At 70.1% G+C, this 18,987-nt stretch carries 17 protein-coding genes; 7 read left to right on the top strand and 10 right to left on the bottom strand.

Annotation, left to right across the window (positions count from 1 at the left end; all coding sequences use genetic code 11):
* Positions 1-190: 190 nt before the first annotated feature.
* Positions 191-658 carry a DUF4188 domain-containing protein gene (locus tag Afe05nite_RS20085; RefSeq protein ID WP_239118012.1) on the bottom strand — a complete coding sequence of 156 codons (468 nt, stop codon included), beginning with the start codon at positions 656-658 and terminating at the stop codon, positions 191-193.
* A gap of 182 nt (positions 659-840) precedes the next feature.
* Here Afe05nite_RS20085 and Afe05nite_RS20080 point away from each other — a divergent pair, with 182 nt between their 5' ends.
* From Afe05nite_RS20080 to Afe05nite_RS20060, 5 genes are all read left to right on the top strand, one after another.
* Positions 841-1,521 (top strand): MerR family transcriptional regulator, encoded by a 681-nt coding sequence (locus Afe05nite_RS20080; protein ID WP_307835643.1) that lies wholly within the window; start codon positions 841-843, stop codon positions 1,519-1,521.
* A gap of 77 nt (positions 1,522-1,598) precedes the next feature.
* A complete protein-coding gene (locus Afe05nite_RS20075) occupies positions 1,599-2,543 on the top strand; it encodes a TolB family protein (RefSeq protein WP_239118011.1) in 945 nt (314 codons plus the stop codon).
* An 18-nt stretch (positions 2,544-2,561) separates the two neighbouring features.
* Positions 2,562-2,951, top strand: coding sequence for a hypothetical protein (locus tag Afe05nite_RS20070; RefSeq protein ID WP_203818680.1), 390 nt, complete (start codon positions 2,562-2,564; stop codon positions 2,949-2,951).
* A 17-nt stretch (positions 2,952-2,968) separates the two neighbouring features.
* The gene (gene trmB / locus Afe05nite_RS20065) at positions 2,969-3,646 is read left to right on the top strand and encodes a tRNA (guanosine(46)-N7)-methyltransferase TrmB (protein WP_203818679.1); all 678 of its coding nucleotides are present in this window, start codon (positions 2,969-2,971) and stop codon (positions 3,644-3,646) included.
* Positions 3,647-3,681: 35 nt separating this feature from the next.
* The gene (locus Afe05nite_RS20060; protein WP_203818678.1) at positions 3,682-5,802 is read left to right on the top strand and encodes a PAS domain-containing sensor histidine kinase; all 2,121 of its coding nucleotides are present in this window, start codon (positions 3,682-3,684) and stop codon (positions 5,800-5,802) included.
* Between the two features lie 85 nt (positions 5,803-5,887).
* Here Afe05nite_RS20060 and Afe05nite_RS44590 read toward each other — a convergent pair whose 3' ends face one another.
* From Afe05nite_RS44590 to Afe05nite_RS20040, 5 genes are all read right to left on the bottom strand, one after another.
* Positions 5,888-6,013, bottom strand: coding sequence for a hypothetical protein (locus tag Afe05nite_RS44590; protein ID WP_275407491.1), 126 nt, complete (start codon positions 6,011-6,013; stop codon positions 5,888-5,890).
* An 86-nt stretch (positions 6,014-6,099) separates the two neighbouring features.
* Positions 6,100-7,896 carry a gamma-glutamyltransferase gene (gene ggt, locus Afe05nite_RS20055; RefSeq protein WP_203818677.1) on the bottom strand — a complete coding sequence of 599 codons (1,797 nt, stop codon included), beginning with the start codon at positions 7,894-7,896 and terminating at the stop codon, positions 6,100-6,102.
* Positions 7,897-7,955: 59 nt separating this feature from the next.
* A complete protein-coding gene (locus Afe05nite_RS20050; RefSeq protein ID WP_203818676.1) occupies positions 7,956-9,890 on the bottom strand; it encodes an ABC transporter ATP-binding protein in 1,935 nt (644 codons plus the stop codon).
* Complete coding sequence (locus Afe05nite_RS20045) at positions 9,887-11,707, bottom strand: ABC transporter ATP-binding protein (RefSeq protein WP_203818675.1); 1,821 nt, start codon at positions 11,705-11,707, stop codon at positions 9,887-9,889. The genes Afe05nite_RS20050 and Afe05nite_RS20045 overlap by 4 nt, the downstream gene beginning before the upstream one ends.
* Positions 11,708-11,990: 283 nt before the next feature.
* On the bottom strand, positions 11,991-13,313 hold the full coding sequence (locus tag Afe05nite_RS20040) for an alpha/beta hydrolase (RefSeq protein ID WP_239118014.1): 1,323 nt from the start codon (positions 13,311-13,313) through the stop codon (positions 11,991-11,993).
* 268 nt (positions 13,314-13,581) lie between these two features.
* Here Afe05nite_RS20040 and Afe05nite_RS20035 point away from each other — a divergent pair, with 268 nt between their 5' ends.
* Positions 13,582-14,679, top strand: a complete 1,098-nt coding sequence (locus Afe05nite_RS20035; protein ID WP_203818674.1) for a PQQ-dependent sugar dehydrogenase — start codon at positions 13,582-13,584, stop codon at positions 14,677-14,679.
* A gap of 45 nt (positions 14,680-14,724) precedes the next feature.
* Here Afe05nite_RS20035 and Afe05nite_RS20030 read toward each other — a convergent pair whose 3' ends face one another.
* The 4 genes from Afe05nite_RS20030 to Afe05nite_RS20015 form a co-directional block, all read right to left on the bottom strand.
* A complete protein-coding gene (locus Afe05nite_RS20030; protein ID WP_203818673.1) occupies positions 14,725-14,907 on the bottom strand; it encodes a hypothetical protein in 183 nt (60 codons plus the stop codon).
* A 158-nt stretch (positions 14,908-15,065) separates the two neighbouring features.
* Positions 15,066-15,335, bottom strand: a complete 270-nt coding sequence (locus Afe05nite_RS20025; protein ID WP_203818672.1) for a hypothetical protein — start codon at positions 15,333-15,335, stop codon at positions 15,066-15,068.
* Positions 15,336-15,348: 13 nt separating this feature from the next.
* Positions 15,349-17,010 (bottom strand): sodium:solute symporter family protein, encoded by a 1,662-nt coding sequence (locus tag Afe05nite_RS20020; protein ID WP_203818683.1) that lies wholly within the window; start codon positions 17,008-17,010, stop codon positions 15,349-15,351.
* A 56-nt stretch (positions 17,011-17,066) separates the two neighbouring features.
* Positions 17,067-17,732 (bottom strand): TetR/AcrR family transcriptional regulator, encoded by a 666-nt coding sequence (locus Afe05nite_RS20015; protein WP_203818671.1) that lies wholly within the window; start codon positions 17,730-17,732, stop codon positions 17,067-17,069.
* A 63-nt stretch (positions 17,733-17,795) separates the two neighbouring features.
* On the opposite strand from Afe05nite_RS20015, the gene Afe05nite_RS20010 reads away from it, so the two are divergent.
* Entirely contained in the window at positions 17,796-18,986 is a 1,191-nt protein-coding gene (locus tag Afe05nite_RS20010) for an FAD-dependent monooxygenase (protein WP_203818670.1), read from the top strand.
* Position 18,987: the final 1 nt, after the last annotated feature.

The raw sequence follows: 18,987 nt of genomic DNA, 5'->3' as shown, positions 1-18,987 counted from the left end.
ATCCGCCAACCCAGCCGATCCGCCAACCCAGCCGATCCGCCAACCCAGCCGATCCGCCAACCCAGCCGATCCGCCAACTCCGCTGCCCCGCTGCCCCGCTGGCTCGCCGCTCGGTGGGCGGGCGACGGCTGGCGGAGCGACGGCTCGCGGGCGACGGCTCGCGGGCGATGACTGGTCAGGCGGCGGCTGGTCAGGCGGGTCGGTCGGCGTTTGCGGCGCGGCGGTCGGCGGCGGCTCGCGTTTTGCGGGTCAGCGGGACGGGGCGGCCGGCGCCGGCGAGACCGAAGGCCGGCATGTTGCCGTAGAAGGCCTCGTAGGTGCCGCCGTTGATCATGTAGGTCTCGTGCCAGATGCCCACGTCACCACTGTCGCCGACGGCGCGGTTCCAGCGTTTCCAGGCGGGCTGGTGCGGCAGCCGGGCGTCCTTCGCGAAGTCCTCGAGTTGCTCGACGCTCCGCCAGTACTGCACGACGACCGGGCCGCGCGCCCCCACCCACGTGGTGAAGTGCAAAAGCCCTAACTCCTTGCGGCGGATCAACTCCCGCAGCATCGGCCCCATCGCCATCCCCACCGGCACCCACTTGTGGAGCTTCCACCACTTGTTGATGCGCATGCCGATCAGAAAGACCACGAAATCACCGTCGACCTCAGCGGTCATGGGCCCCGGAACTACTTTCGACATCTCTGCCCCTCCCCCGTTGCGGATAGCAGCACTATCCGCTGCTGATAGCTAAACTATCCATGCGGAGCCGCTAAAGCGCAAGCAGGTTGCCGAAGCAGTTCGGCGTTCCGTGTCAGTCGCGGCTTGGCGGGCGGCGGGCGGCGGAAAACGGGCGGGGCGTGAGTGGAAGGCGGGAGCGGGCTGTGCGTGTGGGTGAGCTGAGTCGGCGTAGCGGGGTGCCTATTCCGACGATCAAGTACTACCTGCGGGAAGGGCTGCTCGCCCCGGGGGTGGCGGTGGCTTCGAACCAGGCGGACTACGGGGAGGAGCACCTGCGCCGGCTTCTGCTGGTGCGGGCGTTGATCGACGTGGGCGGGGTGTCGGTGGCGGGGGCCCGGGAGGTGGTGGGGGCGCTCACCGCGTACGCGGATGATCCTCTTGAATTGCTGGGGGTGGCGCAGAGTTCGGTTGCTCCGCGGCATCAGCCGGATCGAGCGACACCCGAGTGGCTGGCGGCCCGGGGGCGGGTGACCGAGCTGGTCGCGGAGCGTGGGTGGCTTGTCGAGGCGTGGTCGCCGGAGATGGACCAGGTCGCTGACGCGCTGGCCGCGGGTGGCTCGCTCGGGGTTCCGGAGTTGTCGGAGAAGCTCGGGGAATATGCGGACACGGCCGCGTCGCTCGCGGCGGTGGAGGTGGGAATGGTGCTGGCCCGGCCGGATCCGGCCGCCCGGATGGAGCTCGTGGTGCTGGGGACGGTGCTGGGCGAAGCCCTGTTCAGCGCCCTGCGGATGCTCGCCCACCAGCACGAGAGCAAGCGGCAGCTGGAGCTGGGAAAACCGGGTCCGGGAATCGCTCAGTAGCGAATCAGTTGCGGACGATGTGCTCGGTGTAGGTGGCAGGGGCGAGACGCGTCGGGGGGCGTGCCGTTATGCAGAGCATGAAGATGATCACGATGGTGGTAGCCGGGATGCTGGGCGGCCTGGTGGCGACGCCGGCCGAGGCGGCCGGTGGGAGCACGGTGGCGTACGTCCGGGACGGCGACGTCTATGTCAGCCGGGGCAGCGGCGAGACTCGGCTGACCACCGGTGGCGGGAACTCGCGGCCGCGGTGGTCGCCCGACGGCCGGCAGATCGCGTACCTCAAGGGTGGTCAGCTGTGGACCATGCGGGCCGACGGCGGCGCCGCGCGCCGGCTCACCACCCGCGCCGCCGGCGGTCCGTCCTGGTCGCCGGACAGCAAGTGGATCGCGTTCGCCTCGCTGTCCTGCACCGGCGGGCCGGGGGTCTACCGGATCGCGGCGGGCACGGCGAGCGCGCAGCCCGAGGTCCTGTTCCCGCGTGATTGCCGCAGCGAGGAGCTGCCCGACGAGCCGGAGCTGAGCGGGATCGCGCCGAAGCAGCTGACCGAGCGGCTGCGCACCGACGACGCGGTGGCCTGGTCCCCGGACGGGACGAGCATCGCGTTCCGGGGCGGCGAGTGCGACTCGGTCTATGACGCCTGCCTGAGCATCGGCCGGGTGGCGACCGGCACCGAGCAGACGGTGGCCGCCTACGGCGGGGGCAGCCTGCAGAATCGGGGATTCGCCGTGGTGCCGGGCTGGCGGGCGGACGGCAAGAGGCTGGCGTGGACCGCCTACCAGGAGGGTGAGACGGCGGCCGACAACGAGCCGGTGCACCTGGTGGAGTTCGACCCGGCCACCAAGGTCAAGCGGACGGTGGGCGGGGTCAACGACCGCGAGATGACCTACGCGGACAGCACCCACGGCCTGGTCACCGCCCAGTACCGGGGGCACTCGTGGGTGATGACGGTCGGCCTGGCCGACGGCTCCCGCACCCCGTTCCGGGAAGGCTCGCAACCCAGCGTGCTACCGGCTAAGCGCTGAAAAGCAACCGCCGAACAGATGAGCATGACCGTCTCCGGCCTGGGAACCTCCCGTACCCATCACACGCCGATCTCCGCGCCGCCCCGGCGCAAGCCGGCCGAGAAGAGCGAGCGCAACGACTTCGAGGCGCTGACCCCGGCCGACCGGGAGCTGATCTTCCACGTCACCGGGCAGCAGCTGGGGGTGGCCGCAATGAAGGAAAAGCCGACAAGCTTCGCCGTCGCGATCGCCAACGAGCGGGCCGTCGGCCATCTGGCGCCGGGCCAGCCGGTCACCGGCTTCTACCTCAAGGATCTGCACCATCGCTACCAGCGGGCGGGTGCGCCCAGCCCGATCGGCCAGTACCTCCCCCGGGCCCTCGCCTATCTGGAACAGAGCGGCCCGCGCCGCATCGACGTCTCCGCGTAATTACAGTTGGCGGTGCCATGACTGACACCGCTGAGCACCGCCCGATTCGTTCGTTCCATCCCCGCCGGGGCCGGATGAGCGCCCGCCACCACGACGCGTACGCCGAGTTGTGGCCGCTCTTCGGCCTCGACGTGGTGGACGGCGACCGCACGCCGATCGACCTGCCGGCCCTGTTCGGCGCCGCGCGGCCGGTAGTTCTGGAGATCGGTTTCGGGATGGGTGATCTCACGGCCGCCATGGCGGCCGCCGATCCGGGCCGCGGTTATCTCGGCGTCGAGGTGCACACCCCGGGCATCGGCAATCTGCTCGCGCTGGTCAAAGAGCAAGGTCTGACCAATGTACGGGTGGCCCACGGTGACGCCATGGAACTGGTGCACCGCATCTCCCCGGGTGCGCTCGACGCCGTCCACGTCTTCTTCCCCGATCCGTGGCCGAAGGCCCGCCACCACAAGCGGCGGCTGATCCGCCCGGACAATGTCGCCCTGCTCAGCGCGCGTCTGCGCCCCGGCGGCGTGCTGCACTGCGCGACCGACTGGCCGCATTACGCCGAGGCGATGGCCGAGGTCCTGGCGGCCGAGCCGGGCCTGCGGCCCGCGGGGATCGATCGGGCGGGCCGGCCGGGGACGAAGTTCGAGCGCCGGGGCACCGCGCAGGGCCGTCCCATCGCGGATCTGCGATTCCAGCGGCGAGGGTGATTTGCCACCTTTAGGCTGAAAGCCGGAGGTAGGCCATGGTGGTGGAGGACCCCGGCCTGGACGCCGGACGGGCGTGGAAACCCCGCCGAACGGCGACCGGCGGGGCCGGCTGGCCGTTGCTGCCGAACTCCGGCGAGCTGCACCGCGGAGTGCTCACGAGCGGCGCCGCCGATCAGCTGGCCGCGCTGGTGGCCAGGGCCGCGCACGCGCCGGTCGCGTTGATCCACTTTGCCCAGGGCGACCGGCTGCGGCTCTACGGCGGCTGGGGGCTGGCCGGCTCGTGGGACGAGGTCACCGACACCCCGATCGAGAACTCCCTGGCCGGCATCGTGCTGCACAGCGACGACCCGGTGGTGATCAAGGACCTGGCCGCCGACGAGCGGGGGCTCGCCCTGGGTGCCGCGCGGCGCGGTGGTTATCTCGCTCATGCCGTACGCGACCAGCAGGGTGCCGTGCTCGGCGTGTGCTGCGCGTCCGACCCGCGACCACGGGACTGGACCGCCGAGGAGATCGCCGCGGTCGCCGAAGCGGCCCAGGTGTGCACCCTGCTGATCACCGAGCAGCTGGCCCGGTACGAGATCGACCAGCAGCGCCGCTTCCTCGACGCGGTGCTGGGCAGCCTGCACGACGGGGTGACCGCCTGCGACGCCGACGGCAACGTGGTGTTCGTCAACGAGCGGATGCGCGACATGTGGACGGGAGCCGGCCTCTCCCCCAACCGGCTACCGTCCGACGGGCTCACCGACACCGACGGCAACCCGCTCACCCAGGACGACCTCGGCCTGTTCCGGGCCCTGCGGGGCGAACACCTGCGCGACGAGGAAGTGATCCTGCACAGCCCCGACCGGCGCGTGCACCACTACCTGATCGACGCGCACCCGATCACCGGCCCCGACGGTCACACGGTCGGCGCCGTGCAGGCGGTGCAGGACGTCACCCGCCGCCGCCGGGTCGAACGCTTCCGCACCTGCGAACTCGCGGTCACGGCGGCGCTGGCCGACGCGATCAGCATCCAGACAGCCGGCGAACGGGTGCTCGAAGCCGTGGTCGACACGCTCGGCTGGGCGCACGCCGAGCTGTGGCTGGTCGACGAGGCGGCCGCGGTGGTGCGCTCGGCCGCGCAGTGGAGCGCCCCCGGCTGGGACGCGGAGATCGACGTGCCGGCCGACCTGCCGTACGGGCGAGGCCTCGCCGGGCGCGCCTGGCAGGTCGGTAAACCGCTGTGGATCCGGGACGTGGGGCAGCCGCAGAGCCTCATCGCCGAGGAGACCGCCCACCGGTCGCGGCTGCACGCGGCACTGGCCGTACCGGTCAAGGAAGGTTTCGAGACCTTGGGGGTCCTGGAGGTCTTCGCGGACACCGTGGAGGACTCCGAGGACGAACTGCTCGCGCTGATGTCGGGGATCGCGGCCCACATCGGCCAGTTCATCGAGCGCCGCCGGGTGGAGGACCTGCAGCGGCAGCTCAACCGGTCGAAGAACGAATACCTGGCGCTGATCGGGCACGAACTGCGCACGCCGCTGACCTCGATCAGCGCCTACACCGAACTCTTGCGCGAAGCCGACGAGGCGACCCTGATCGCCGAAGGGCCGCGGCTGCTCGAGGTGATCGAACGCAACTCCACCCAGCTCCGGCACATCATCAACGAGCTGATGGAACTGTCCGCATTGGACGCCGGGCACGCCGACGTGCAGCTGATGCCGATGGACCTGGCCGAGGTGGTGCGCGACTCGGTCGACCAGGCGCGGGCGGCGATCGACGACGCACCGCTGGTCATCGAGGACCAGTTGCCCGAGAAGCTGATGCTGCCGGGCGACCGCAAACGCCTGCGCCAGGTCGTCGACAACCTGCTCGGCAACGCGGTCAAGTACAGCCCCGACGGCGGTCACATCGGCGTGACCCTGCGCGCCGACGGCCGCGCCGCCGAACTCGCCGTCTCCGACACCGGCCTCGGCGTGAGCAGCGACGAGCGGGAAAAGCTGTTCACCGGCATGTACCGCACGAGCCGCGGCAACGACAAGGCCATCCCCGGCACCGGCCTGGGCATGACCCTGAGCCGCGCCGTCGTCACGAAACACCACGGCAGCATCGAACTGGTCGACCACGAGGGCCCCGGCACCACCGTCCTGGTGCGACTTCCGATGGATGCTCGTTGAGTCAGCCGGTTGCCAGGGAAACGCGCCCGGCCACCGGAACGGCCGGACGCGTCCGCTGCTTCCCAGCGGCCCAGCTGGTCCGCGGTCAGCGCGCGGGAGTCGCCGGCACGGCCGAAACCGTGCCGGTCGGCGGGGAAGACGGTGCCGGCGCTGCCCGGATCTCCGCCAGCAACGCCGGCGGCAGCCGGCGGAACTCGCCCAGCACGCTCATCGCCCACTCCTCCGGTCTTCCCGAACCCGGTTCGCGCGGTGGACCTGCGATGCCCCCGATCGCGCGGGCGACCGGGGGCCTCTCGATCAGCGGCCGGGGTGCACCACCCCGGCCGAGCCGCCGCCTCGACGGACCGGTTCGGAGGAGGCGATGAAGCCGCCGTGGCGGGTGAATTCCACGGCGGTGGCGGCGCCCAGCTCGGGGACGTCGGGGCCGAAGGAATGGCCGAGCGCGGTCAGCGCCGGGCCGTAGGTGGTGTGGAACGCCGGCTCGGCCTGGATGCCGGCCGTGTTGCGCTGCGACGCGCGCGGCGCGGCCATCGCCTCGGGCAGGGTCATGCCCAGCATCAGGCGGTTGACCAGGATCTGCAGGACCGTGGTGATGATGGTGGCGCCGCCGGGCGAACCCAGCGCCAGGAACGGCTTACCGTCCTTCAGCACGATCGTCGGCGACATCGAGCTGCGCGGCCGCTTGCCGGGGCCGGGCAGGTTGGGGTCGGCGGCGGGGGCCTGGGTGTTGGTGAAGTTGAAGTCGGTCAGCTCGTTGTTCAGCAGGAAGCCCCGACCCGGCACCACGATGGCGTTGCCGCCGGTCTGCTCGATGGTGAAGGTGTACTCGACCACGTTGCCCCAGCGGTCGGCGACCGTCAGGTTGGTGGTCGACTGGCCCTGCTCGGTGGGGCCGCCGACGGTCGCCGGCGTGCAGCCGCGGGCGTTGATGTCGCCCGGCGGCACCGGCTTGGTCAGGGCGGCGGTCGGGGAGATCTGGCAGGCGCGCTGCTTCGCCCACGAGTCGGAGATCAACCGATCGAGGACCGGCTGCGGGGTGTACGCGCCGACATAGCGCCCCCGGTCGGCGAACGACAACGCCGACGCCTCGAGGTAGGTGTGCAGCACCCGGTCGGCGGCCGGGTCGACCTTCTCGAGGATGTTGAGCGACTCACCGACAGCGGTGCCGCCACTGGACGGGGTGGACATGCCGTAGACGGTCAGGCCACGGAAGTCGGAGCGGGTCGGTGCCGGCTTGCGTACCTGGTAGGAGGCCAGGTCGGCGGCGGTCAGGGTGCCGGGACGGATCGGGTAGGCCCAGGTGCCGACCGGGTTGGCCGAGACCGGCGGGTGCTGGACCGTCCGGATCAGGTCGGCGCCGATCGGGCCTCGGTAGAACGTACCGGTGCCCTGGCGGGCGATCAGGCGGTAGGTGTCGGCGAGGTCGGGGTTGCGCTGGGTCGAGCCGACCGCGGGCGGGGCGCCGCCGGGCAGGTAGAGAGCCTTGGTGGCGTCGAACTGGCCGAAGGCGGCCGCGTTGTCGGCGATCTGCTGGCGGAAGGTCGCATCCACCGGGAAACCGCGGTCGGCCACGTCGGCGGCCGGGCGCAGCAGGGCGGCCAGCGAGCGGGTGCCCCACTGCTTGGTCGCGGTCTCCCAGGTGGCCAGGGTGCCGGGGACGCCGACCGACAGGCCGCTCACGCGAGCTTCCTGGAAGTCGTAGGGCTGCCCGTCGGTGGGATCGATGAAGTAGGTGGACGTCATCGTGGCGGGCCCGGCCTCGCGACCGTCGATGGTGGAGACCCGGTGGTGCTTGGCGTCGTAGTAGACGAAGAAACCGCCGCCGCCGAGGCCGGAGGAGAACGGCTCGGTGACGCCGAGGGTGGCGGCCGTGGCGACAGCGGCGTCGACCGCGTTGCCGCCCCGGCGCAACACGTCCAGGCCGACCGCGGTGGCGGTGGGGTCCACGGTGGCGACGGCGCCGCCGTACCCGTAGGCCGTTGGTCCGGAAGCGGTTGATCCGGGCGCGGTCGGCGCGGGTGGCGCGGCGGTCGCGGGGGTCGCGACGAAGGTGGCGCCGAGGGTGGCTATTGCTAGGACCGGCAAGATCCGCATAGATCCTCCGTGGTAGGCAGAGGTAACTGTCTATCCCTGCCTACCACGAGTCGGCGCGGTCAGCGAGGCGGCCGGCCGGCGGACGCGGCCCACTGGTCGAACATGGCGGCATAGCGACCCCCGGAACGCACGAGCTCGTCGTGCGACCCGGTCTCGGCTATGCCGTGGTCGTCGACCACGATGATCCGGTCGGCTCGCATGGCCGTGGAGAGCCGGTGCGCGACCAGGATCGCGGTCCGCCCCTCCAGCAAGGCGTCCAGCGCGGCCTCCACCCGAAGCTCCGAGCGCAGGTCGAGGTTGGAGGTCGCCTCGTCGAGCACAACGACCCGCGGCTCCGCCAGAAACGCCCGGGCCAGGGCCAGCAGCTGCCGCTCGCCGGAGGACACGGACTGGCCCCGCTCGTGCAGCACGGTGTCGAGCCCGTCCGGCGCCCGTTCCACGAGTTCGCGCAGCCCGACCGCGTCCACCGCCGCCCACACCTCGTCGTCGGAGGCGCCCGGCCGGGCGAACGCGAGGTTGTCCCGCAGCGTGCCGGCGAACAGGAACGGTTCCTGCGGCACGACTCCGATCTGGGTACGCAGCGACGACAGCGTCACGTCCCGCAGGTCGTGGCCGTCGATCCGGATCGAACCGTCGACCGGGTCGTAGAAGCGCGTCACCAACTTGGCGAGGGTCGACTTGCCGGCGCCGGTCGGCCCCACGCACGCGACCGTCTCCCCGGGCGCGATCCGCAGGGACAGATGGGACAGCACGGGACGCGAGGGCAGATACCCGAAGCTGACGTCGTCGAAGACGATCTCGCCGGCGACCGGGGGCAACGCGACGGCCGTCGGCGACTCGCGAACCGACGGCGGCGTCGACAGCAGCCCCCGGATCTTCCCGACCGCCGCCTTGGCCTGCTGATATTGCGTGTAGAGCTGAACCAGCTGCTGCACCGGCTGGAAGAACGAGTTGATGTAGAGGACGAACGCGGTCAGCTCGCCGATCGTCAACGTCCCGCGCAGCACCATCCGGCCGCCGAGCAGCAGCATGACCGCCATCGCGACCAACCCGATCACCGACGTACCCGGCCCGTAGATCGCGTTGATCCGGCCGGTCCAGTCGTTGGCGTCGCGGTAGTCGCCGACCACCGAGCGGTGTGCGACGACGTTGCGTTCCTGCCGATTGTGCGCGGTCACCACCCGAGTACCGTTGAGGCTCTCGGCCAGATCGGCGAACATCGCGGCGATGGTGTCGCGCTGACGGTTGTAGCCGCGGTCGGCCGCGTACCGGAACCACAGCGACGCCGCCGTGAGTGGCGGCACCACCAGCACCAGGGTCAGGATCGCCAGTTCCGCGTTGTAGTGGAACAGCACCGCGGTGACGACCACCATGGTCAGTCCCTGGATCAGGAACTGGGCGAAGCCGTCCTGCAGCAGGCTCTGCAACGCCTCCACGTCGGAGGTCATCCGGGTCATCGTGACGCCGGCCTTCTCCTTGGTGTAGTAGTCGAGCGACATGCGCTGCAGGTGGGCGAAGATGCGGATCCGCAGGTCCCGGGTGGCTGACGCGGCGAGCACGCCGGTCTTGCGCATGCGCACGGCGGTGGCGACCCCGGTGAGCAGCACGGCCGCGACGAAACAGACGGTGGCGACGACGAGGACCCGCAGGTCGCGGTCGGCGATGCCGTGGTCGATGCCGACCTGTACGAGGTACGGCCCGGCCTGCAGCAGCAACGTCTCGACCAGGATCGCGATCGCCGCCGCCACCAGCAGCCCCGGCCGGCCGACCAGGAGCCGGCCGAGCGAGACCCGTCCGCCGTCGTCGTTCACCGGATCGAACGCCGCCCGCGGATCGCCGTGGTCGGGCTCCGTCGCTTCGAGCTTCGCCACCCCTTCGACCAGGTCGTCGGGGATACCGGCGAACGGCAGGCCGTTGCCCTTGCGCCCGGCCGCCCCCATGGCCGGGCGCCCACCGGTGTGGAACCCGCCGAACCCGCCACCGAACATGCTCATCGCCGCACCACCCGTTCCGCACCGGACAGCTCCCCGGCGGCCGCCCCCGGGTCGGGGTCGGGCGGGGCCTCGGCGGAGGCGAGCACCTCGCCGTAGCGGGGTTCCGAGGCCAGCAACGACTCGTGGGTGCCGTCGGCGATCACCCGGCCGGCGGCCATCAGGATCACCCGGTCGGCGAGGCTGATCGTGGACAGGCGGTGGGCGACGATGAGCGTGGTTCGGCCCCTCATCCGGGACTTCAGGGAACCGTGGATGCGCTGCTCGACCGTCACGTCGATGGCACTCGTCGCGTCGTCCAGGACCAGGATCGGGGGGTTCATCAGCAGGGCCCGCGCGATCGCGATCCGCTGCCGCTGGCCGCCCGAGAGCGTGTAGCCCCGCTCCCCCACCACGCTGTCGTAGCCCTCCGGCAGCTCCTCGATGAACTCGGCGGCGCCGGCCGCCTCGGCCGCGTCGATCACCTCCGCGCGCGCGGCGTCGGGACGCCCGTAGGCGATGTTGTCGTGGATCGACAGCGAGAACAGGAACGGCTCGTCCGGCACGATGCCCACCTGAGAGCGCAACGACGACAGCTCGATCTTGCGCACGTCGATGCCGTCGATGGTCACCGCGCCGCCGCTGACGTCGTAGAACCGCGCGGCGAGCCGCCCGAGCGTCGATTTGCCCGAGCCGGTGCCACCCACGACGGCCACCGTCTCGCCGGCCCGCAGGGTCAAGTTCAAGTGATCAAGAGCGACGGTCCCATTCGGGTACGCGAACGAGACGTCCGCAAACGCAAGGTCGCCGCGCAGCCGCGGAGCGACCGCCTGGGGATCGTCGACCACGTCGGACGGCGTGTCGAGAATCTCGTAGATGCGGCGGGCCGACGCCGACGCCCGCTGACCCATCATGATCATCATGCCGAGGAGGCGGAACGGCGGCTGGAGCATCAACACATAGGAGTTGAAGGCGACGATCGTGCCGATCGTGGTGTGACCGTCGATCACCAGGATGCCGCCGACGATGAGCACCAGCGCGAGCCCCAGCCGCGGCAGGTTGTCGAGGACCGGGTTCCACCGGCTCCGGATCCGGGCATCCTGCTGGTAGGCCCACCGGATCCGGTCGGCGCTCTCGGCCAGCGAACGCAACTGCCGGCCCTCGGCCGCGAACGCCTTGACGATGCGTACGCCCTGGATGTTCTCGTCGACCACGGTGGCCAGCCGGGCCAGCCGGGCCTGGATCAGCCACGACACCGGGAAGATCGCCTTGCGCATGCTGACCCCGAGCACCCCGATGATCGGCATGGTCACCATCGCCACGATCGCCAGCGGCACGTTTATCGAGAGCATCAGCACGAACGCGACGACCGCGATCAGGCACTGCACGAGGATCGACGGCCCGAACGACAGGTACATCTGCACGGCCCGGATGTCGGAGCCGGAACGCGACATCAGCTCCCCGGACTGCACCCGGTCGTAGAAGCCGAACGGCATCCGGACGAGGTGGGCGTACACGATGTTGCGCAGGTCGTACTCGAGCTCGTAGGCCGTCCGCAGCAGATAGAGCCGAGCCAGGTAGTTGATCAACCCTTGCCCCAGGGCGAGCCCGACAATGGCCCAGACATAGGTGGCAAGCCGGCCGCTGTGCTCGACAATCGCCTTGTCGATGCCGATGCGCACCAGGTTGGGAATCTGCACCTGGACGATCAGCCCCAGGAACGACAGCACCAGCGACGTGATCAGCAGCCCGCGATGGGCCTTGACCAGTGGCAGCGCGCGACGCAGCCAGCTCTTCCGGGCGTCCGGATCGATGGACGCCTTGGGCGCGCGGCGACTCAAACGCACCTCCGAGACAGATCAGGTAGTTAGCCTGGCTAACGATACTCCGCCCCCACCCGCACGCCAGAGTGACGCAGCCCACCCCGCCCATCACCCCAGGCCCGCGCCGCCCCGCCCCACCTCGGCACCTGTCCCTCCGCGCACGCGCACAGCCGGGAACACCGACGACCGGAGGAAGGGGAGCGATCACGAACAGGGCCAACCGCGGGGAGCCCACCTCGGGACGATCGCTGCTGTCGGAGCCAGGGAAGATGCGGTGAATGATGACGCCCACGAGTGCGGGTCAGCCGACACCGAAGGGCTGGGGCTCTATCGGCGGGCAGGAGGCGCCGGGGGCGGGGCGGAGCAAGGAAATCAGGTATTTGTCGGCGGCGGCGGCGACGCATGGGCTGCGGTTGTAGTTGACGTGGCCCCAGCCCTCGTAGGTGAGCAGGCTTGCCTTCGGGCCGAGTTGCTGGGCCATCCGCTGGGCCCAGACGTAGGTGGTGGCCGGGTCGTGCCGGGTGCCGATCAGCAGGACGGCCGGCATGCCGGCGGGTGGGACGAACCGGTGCTGGGGGTTGGTCGGCGGGTTGGGCCAGCCTATGCAGTCGACCGTGGCCTGGATGGCGAGCGGTGAGGCGAGCATCTGCGGGGCCCGTGCGGCCAGGATCGACAGCCGCCGGTGCAGGTCGGGGAAACCGGTGATGGGCAGGTACCAGTCGGCGCAGATCACCGCCGGGAAGCTGTGGTCGGCGATGTCCACCGCCGGCGTCGCGATCTTCGGCCTGATTTTGAGGCCGGCCGCGTCCCGCAGGTAGTAGGCGAAGGAATACCACTGCGGCTCGTAGAACGCCGAGAACGCGGCCTGGGCCAGCCCGGCCGGGTCCAGTGCGGCCAGTTTGTCGTACGGGTTACGCAACGTCCCGGCTCGGGCCCGGACCATCAGGTCGGCCCAGATCCGGTCGATGTCCTGCCCGCGCAGCACGCATTTGGCGTCCCGCGCGCACCACGCGACGAATTCGCGGAACGAGTCCTGCGCGGCGTCGGTCTCCTGCACCAGGAATGTGCCGACGTTGGCGCTGTGGTCCATCACCCCGTCGAGCACCAGGGCCCGCAGCCGGGTCGGGTAACGCTCGGCGTACATCTCGCCGATCAGTGAGCCGTAGGACGCGCCGTAGAAGTTGATCTGCGGTTCACCGAGGGCGAGCCGCACCGCTTCGACGTCGCGCACCACGCTCGCGGTGTCGACGTGCGGGAAGACCGGGCCGGTGCGGGCCGCGCAGTCGGCGGCCAGCTTGCGGTTGTAGTCGACCACGGCGGTGTACTGGGCGGCCGTCTCGACGAGGGGGGACGGCTTGGCGTCGATCAGGTCCTGGGAGCAGAGCACGGGACTGCTGCGCCCGACGCCGCGCGGGTCCATCCCGACGATGTCGAACTGTTTGCGCACCTGCTCACCGAAGAAGGTGGGGGCGTCGAAGGTGAAGTCCACCGCGGACCCGCCCGGCCCGCCCGGGTTGACCAGCAGCGCCCCGAGACGATGCGCCGGGTCGAGGGCGGGCCGCCGGGCGATGGTGAGCAGGATGCCGGGGCCGGCCGGGTCGGCCCAGTCGGCGGGCACTCTCATCTCCCCGCACTGGACCTTGGCATCTTCGGGGCAGGGCGCCCACGCGATGCGCAGCGGCGGTGTCGGCTGCGCTTGGGCCGGGCTCACCGCGTACGCAAGCAGTGTGAGGACCGCGACCACCGCGGCCCGCAAGGGTCGCGCCAAAGCTCGCACCGCGTGCCCCTCCGCCCTGCGCGGCCGCCTCACCGCGCGGCCCCATCTTGAAACGGATCTTGAACAGCGGTCTCGGAAACGGGTGAAGTTCGCCGGAGCGTGGCACGGTTGGACGATGCGAACGCGACTTCTGCTCGCCGGCGCCGGTGTTGCCGCCCTGGCCGCGTGCTCGTCCGGGGAAGATCCGGCGCCGCGGGCCGAGAGCACCGTGCCGGCGGCTCCGTCCACCGTTGCCTCGGCTGCCGCCGAACGGCCCGCCGCACCCGATCTCGCCAAGCCACAGACCGTGGTCAGCGGCCTCGAGGTGCCGTGGGGGCTGGCGTTTCTGCCGGACGGCAGCGCGCTCGTCGGCGAGCGCGACAAGGGCGACATCCGGCAGATCCCGGTCGGCGGCGGCGATCCGAAGAAGGTCTATCAGATGCCGGGCGTCGATTCCGGCGGCGAGGGCGGCCTGCTCGGCCTCGCGGTCGACCCGGCCTATGCCCGGAACCAATTCGTGTACGCCTATTTCACGTCCGCCGACGACAACCGGATCGTGAAGTTCAAGCTCGGCGACAAGTCCCCGAAAGTGATCTTCGAGGGGATCACCAAGGGCGGCCGGCACAACGGTGGACGCCTCGCGTTCGGGCCGGACGGCATGCTCTACGTCGGCACCGGCGATGCCGGGGACGAGCCCGAATCACAGAACGCGACGGATCCGAACGGCAAGATCCTGCGGCTCACCACCGACGGCAAGCCGGCCCCGGGCAACCCGACGGCGGGCTCGCCGGTCTGGAGCCTCGGCCACCGCAACGTGCAGGGCCTGGCCTGGAGCGCCGACGAGAAGATGTACGGCATCGAGTTCGGCCAGAACACCTGGGACGAGGTGAACGTCATCGAGCCGGGCAGGAACTACGGCTGGCCGACCGTCGAGGGCCGCGCCGGCGACGCACGCTTCGTCGACCCGATCGCGCAGTGGCACACCGATGACGCGTCACCGTCGGGGGCGGCGATCGCGGGTGACACCCTTTACGTGGCCGCGCTGCGGGGCGAGCGGTTGTGGACGGTACCGCTCGGTGGCGGCGCGCCCAAGGCCGAGCTGACCGGCGCCTACGGCCGGCTGCGCACCGTCGCGGTGGCACCCGACGGCGCGCTCTGGCTGACCACGTCGAACCGGGACGGCCGGGGCGACCCCCGGGACGGCGACGACCGCGTCCTTCGTTTCGCCCCGTGAAACCACGCGTGACCCGGTCCGCCCTTGGACCGGGTCACGTCGTGATCACTTGTTGTTCGGCGGTAGTTGGGGCAGAGCCGAGATGGCCGTGGCGTACTGGGCGACCTGGCGTCCGTTCGGGACCACTCCGAGAGCCCGGAGCTGGTCGTGGATTGCCTGCGCAACCTGGTCCTCGGATTGACCTCGGTGGGTTTGCGCGACCTTGTTGATGGCGTAGTCGATTCTCACCTGAGCCTGCCAACCCGCGGGACGGCTACCCCGGGTGGTGGCGAGGCTGATTGCTGCGAGGGGTTCCATGCCTTGTGTATCGGACGGTGCATGCCCCGACTCGAAGATATGAGGAACCTGTGCAACCGGAACGCACCCGGCCGACACCTCGGACACCATCATTCGGCCGAGGTTTGCTCCTCCGGAGCCGGTTCCGGTACCTCCGGCGGGCTCAACTTCAACCACAACAGCATGAGCAGGCCGAGTACGAGCATCGCCAGGCCCATCCAGAGGTTGATCCGGACGCCCTGCGCCTTGTCGATCTCGGCCTGGTTGTCGAAGATGCCGAGCAGGGTGACGATCACCCCGTAGACGACGAACAGGCCACCGATCACCCGCCGTACGTCGAAAAGTCTCGCCGCTTTGCTTGTTCGCGCTTCGTCAGCCATGTCAGGTCTCCCCTCACCAGAACGGGATGTACAGGAGGACGGCGAGGACCACAGCGATCGCGCCGAGCAGCACCGGGTTGCGCCACCAGACCTTCTCGCCGGAGATGATCGTCTCGCTCGAGGTGCTGCTGCCGCCCATCCCGTACACGAGGCCGCGCAGTTCGTTCTCGGGTTTCGCCGGGGTGAACATGGTGACGACGAGCGCCACCACGACCGCTGTCACGAATGCCAGACCGGCTCCCCAGAAGCTCTCCTCCAGGTCGGAGTTGAACTTGACGACGTCGCCCAGGTAGAGCAGGTAGAGCGCGAGCGCCGCCGCGGTGCCGCTGGCCAGCGACCAGAAGCCGGCCCAGGACGACATCCTCTTCCAGAACATGCCGACGATGAAGGTGGCGAACAGCGGGGCGTTGAACAGCGAGAACAGCGCCTGGATGTAGTTCATGATGTTGTTGAAGCCGGCCGCGATGAACGCGGTGCCGATGCCGGCGACCACACCCGCGATCGTGGCGATCCGCCCGACCTTGAGGTAGTAGGCGTCGTCGCGGTCCTTGCGGATGTAGGACTGCCAGATGTCGTACGTGAAGACGGTGTTGAAGCCGGAGACGTTGGCCGCCATGCCGGCCATGAAGCTGGCCAGCAGACCGGTCACCGCGACCCCCAGCACGCCGTTCGGCAGCAGGTCACGCATCAGCAGCGGGATCGCGTTGTTGTAGGTCAGGTCACCCTTGTCGGCACCCAGCCCCTGCACGGTGACCAGGGCGATCAGGCCCGGGACCACGGTCACGACGGGGATCAGCAACTTCGGGAAGGCCCCGATGATCGGCGTACGCCGGGCCGCGCTCATGTCCTTCGCCGAGAGCGCCCGCTGCACCTCGGCGAAGTTGGTCGTCCAGTAGCCGAACGACAGCACGAAGCCGAGGCCGAAGATGATGCCGATCCAGTTGGCACCGAGCGGGTTGTCGCTGGTCGCCGTGTTCGAGAAGGTGTGCAGGGCGGCGTCGCCGAGCTTGGTGTCCCGCACCTTGTCGACCAGGCCGTTCCAGCCGCCGACCTTGACCAGGCCGACGATCGTGATCGGGATGAGGCCCGCCAGGATCACGAAGAACTGCAGCACCTCGTTGTAGATCGCCGAGGACAGACCGCCGACCGTGATGTAGATCAGCACGATCGCGGCGCCGATCACGATCGACAGCCACAGCGGCCAGCCGAGCAGCGCCTGCAGGATCAGTGCCAGCGCGAACAGGTTGACGCCGGCGATGAGCATCTGGGCGACCGCGAAGCTGATCGCGTTGAACAGGTGCGTGCTGTTGTTGAAGCGGCGCCGCAGGAACTCGGGGACGCTGCGCACCTTGGAGCCGTAGTAGAAGGGCATCATCACGATGCCCAGGAAGACCATCGCGGGGACCGCGCCGATCCAGTAGTAGTGCAGGGTCATCAGACCGTACTGGGCGCCGTTGGCGGCCATTCCGAGGATCTCGAGGGCACCGAGGTTCGCCGAGACGAACGCGAGTCCGGTCACCCAGGCCGGCATCGAGCGGCCGGAGAGGAAGAAGTCGGCGCTCGTCTTGATCGCCGCGCGGGCCGCGAAACCGATGCCCAGGACGGTGACGAAGTAGAGCGCGAGGATCAGGTAATCGAAGATGTCCAGGTCGAGTCTTAATCCGCTCGCCGCTATTACCACGGGCCACCTCCAAGGCTGAGTCGGCCTCGGATACCCCACCTGAATCTCTTTCACACCCTTCTTCGCAGTAGCACCTCCAGGCCGTCCAGGATCCGCTCCAGACCGAAACCGAACGCCTGGTCCGGCACACCCGGGTCGGCCATCGCGGCGGCCACCGCCGGGAAGCGGTCGGCATGCTCCCGCAGGACCAGACCCATCGCCTGGATCAGCTGCGCCTCGCCGCCCTTCTGGCTCGCGATGGCCCGCACGTGACCGGCGACGGTGGCGACGGCGTCCATCCGCTCGCCGCCGCTCAGGGCACCCGGGAGCACCTTGAGCGCCACTTCCATCCAGCCCAGCTCGTGCGGCCCGATCGGGCGGTCGCCGACACTCGCCTCGAGCGCCCAGGCGTGCGCGAGATAGCGCGACAGGAGCTCGGTCGCCCAGCCGGTCAGCGCCGTGCGCCAGCCTGTGTCGGGCGCTTCGGACAATTCGGGTGGGGTACCGATGGCCCGCTCCAGCATCGCCGCCACCATTTCCGACTTATCGGGAAAGTAGCGGTAGAGCGACATCTTCGTGTAGCCGAGCTCGGCCGCCACTCGCTGCATCGACAACCCGCCCAATCCCTCGGCGTCGGCGATCGCGATCGCGACGTCGGTGATCTGCGCCGGTGTCAGGGCGGCCTTCGGGCCGCGAGCCGGCTTCGGTCGCTCGTGCCACAGGAAATCCATCGTCATCTTGCCACCCCTCCAAACAGCGTCTACCGTACACAGAAATAATTGAGTACGGAGGACACAGTTATGGACATCCTTGTCTCGGGCGCGAGCATCGCCGGCCCGGCCCTCGCCTACTGGCTCGACCGCTTCGGTTTCCGGCCGACCGTCGTCGAGGTCGCGCCGGCCCTGCGCACCGGCGGCAACGCGGTCGACTTCCGCGGCCCGCTGCACATGGGGGTGCTCGACCGGATGGGTGTGCTGCCGGCCCTGCGCGCGGTGCAGACCGGCGGCACCGCGATGCGCTTCGTCGACGAGGCCGGCGCGCGGCTGATGGAGTGGCCGGCCGGGCTGGCCGGCGGCGACCTCGAGGTGCTGCGTGGTGACCTGGCCCGCATCCTCTGCGACGCCTCGGACAACACCGAATACCTGTTCGGCGACAAGATCACCGAGCTGCGGGAGACGGCCGACGGGGTCGGCGTGACGTTCGCGAGCAGCCGGTCACGCCGCTTCGACCTGGTGATCGGCGCCGACGGCGTGCACTCCGGGGTGCGCCGGCTGGCGTTCGGCCCGGAGGAGCGGTTCGTGAAGCACCTCGGCTATCACGTCGCCGGCTGGGACGTGCCGAACGAGTGGGGCCTGACCCGGGACAGCCTGCTGCACAACCGGCCCGGCCGGATGCTCAGCGTCGGCGGCAACCACCGCGACCCGGCCCGCGCGAGCGCCTTCGCGGTCTTCGCCTCCCCCGCCCTGAGTTACGACCGGCACGACCGGGCGGCCCAGCAGCGGATCGTGCGCGACCGGTTCGCGGACCTGGGGTGGCTGGCCCCGCGCCTGCTCGACGGCCTCGCCACGGCCGAGGACTTCTACTTCGACCAGATCTGCCGGGTCGACAACCCGGCGTGGACGAAGGGCCGCATCGCCCTGGTCGGCGATGCCGCCTGCGGTGCGACGATCGGCGGTCAGGGCAACGGCACGGCGGTCGTCTCGGCCTACGTGCTGGCCGGCGAACTGGCCGCGGCCGGCGGCGATCACCGGGTGGCGTTCCCGGCCTACGAGAAGCGGATCGGCAAGTTCGCCCGGGGCACCCAGAAGGGCGGCGACACCACCGGCATGTTCCTGGCGCCCAGATCGGCCACCGGTATCCGGCTGCGCAACTACCTCAACAACCGCAAGTGGTTCCTCGACCTGACCTTCAAGATCGCAAACGACCGCAGCACCGACGTGGTCCTGCCGGACTACGTCGGTGCTGCGGCTCCCCAACCCGGAAAAGCTTGAG

It is taken from the genome of Paractinoplanes ferrugineus (assembly GCF_016862195.1).
GTDB lineage: Bacteria > Actinomycetota > Actinomycetes > Mycobacteriales > Micromonosporaceae > Actinoplanes > Actinoplanes ferrugineus.
This window is presented reverse-complemented; position numbering and strand designations above follow the sequence as displayed.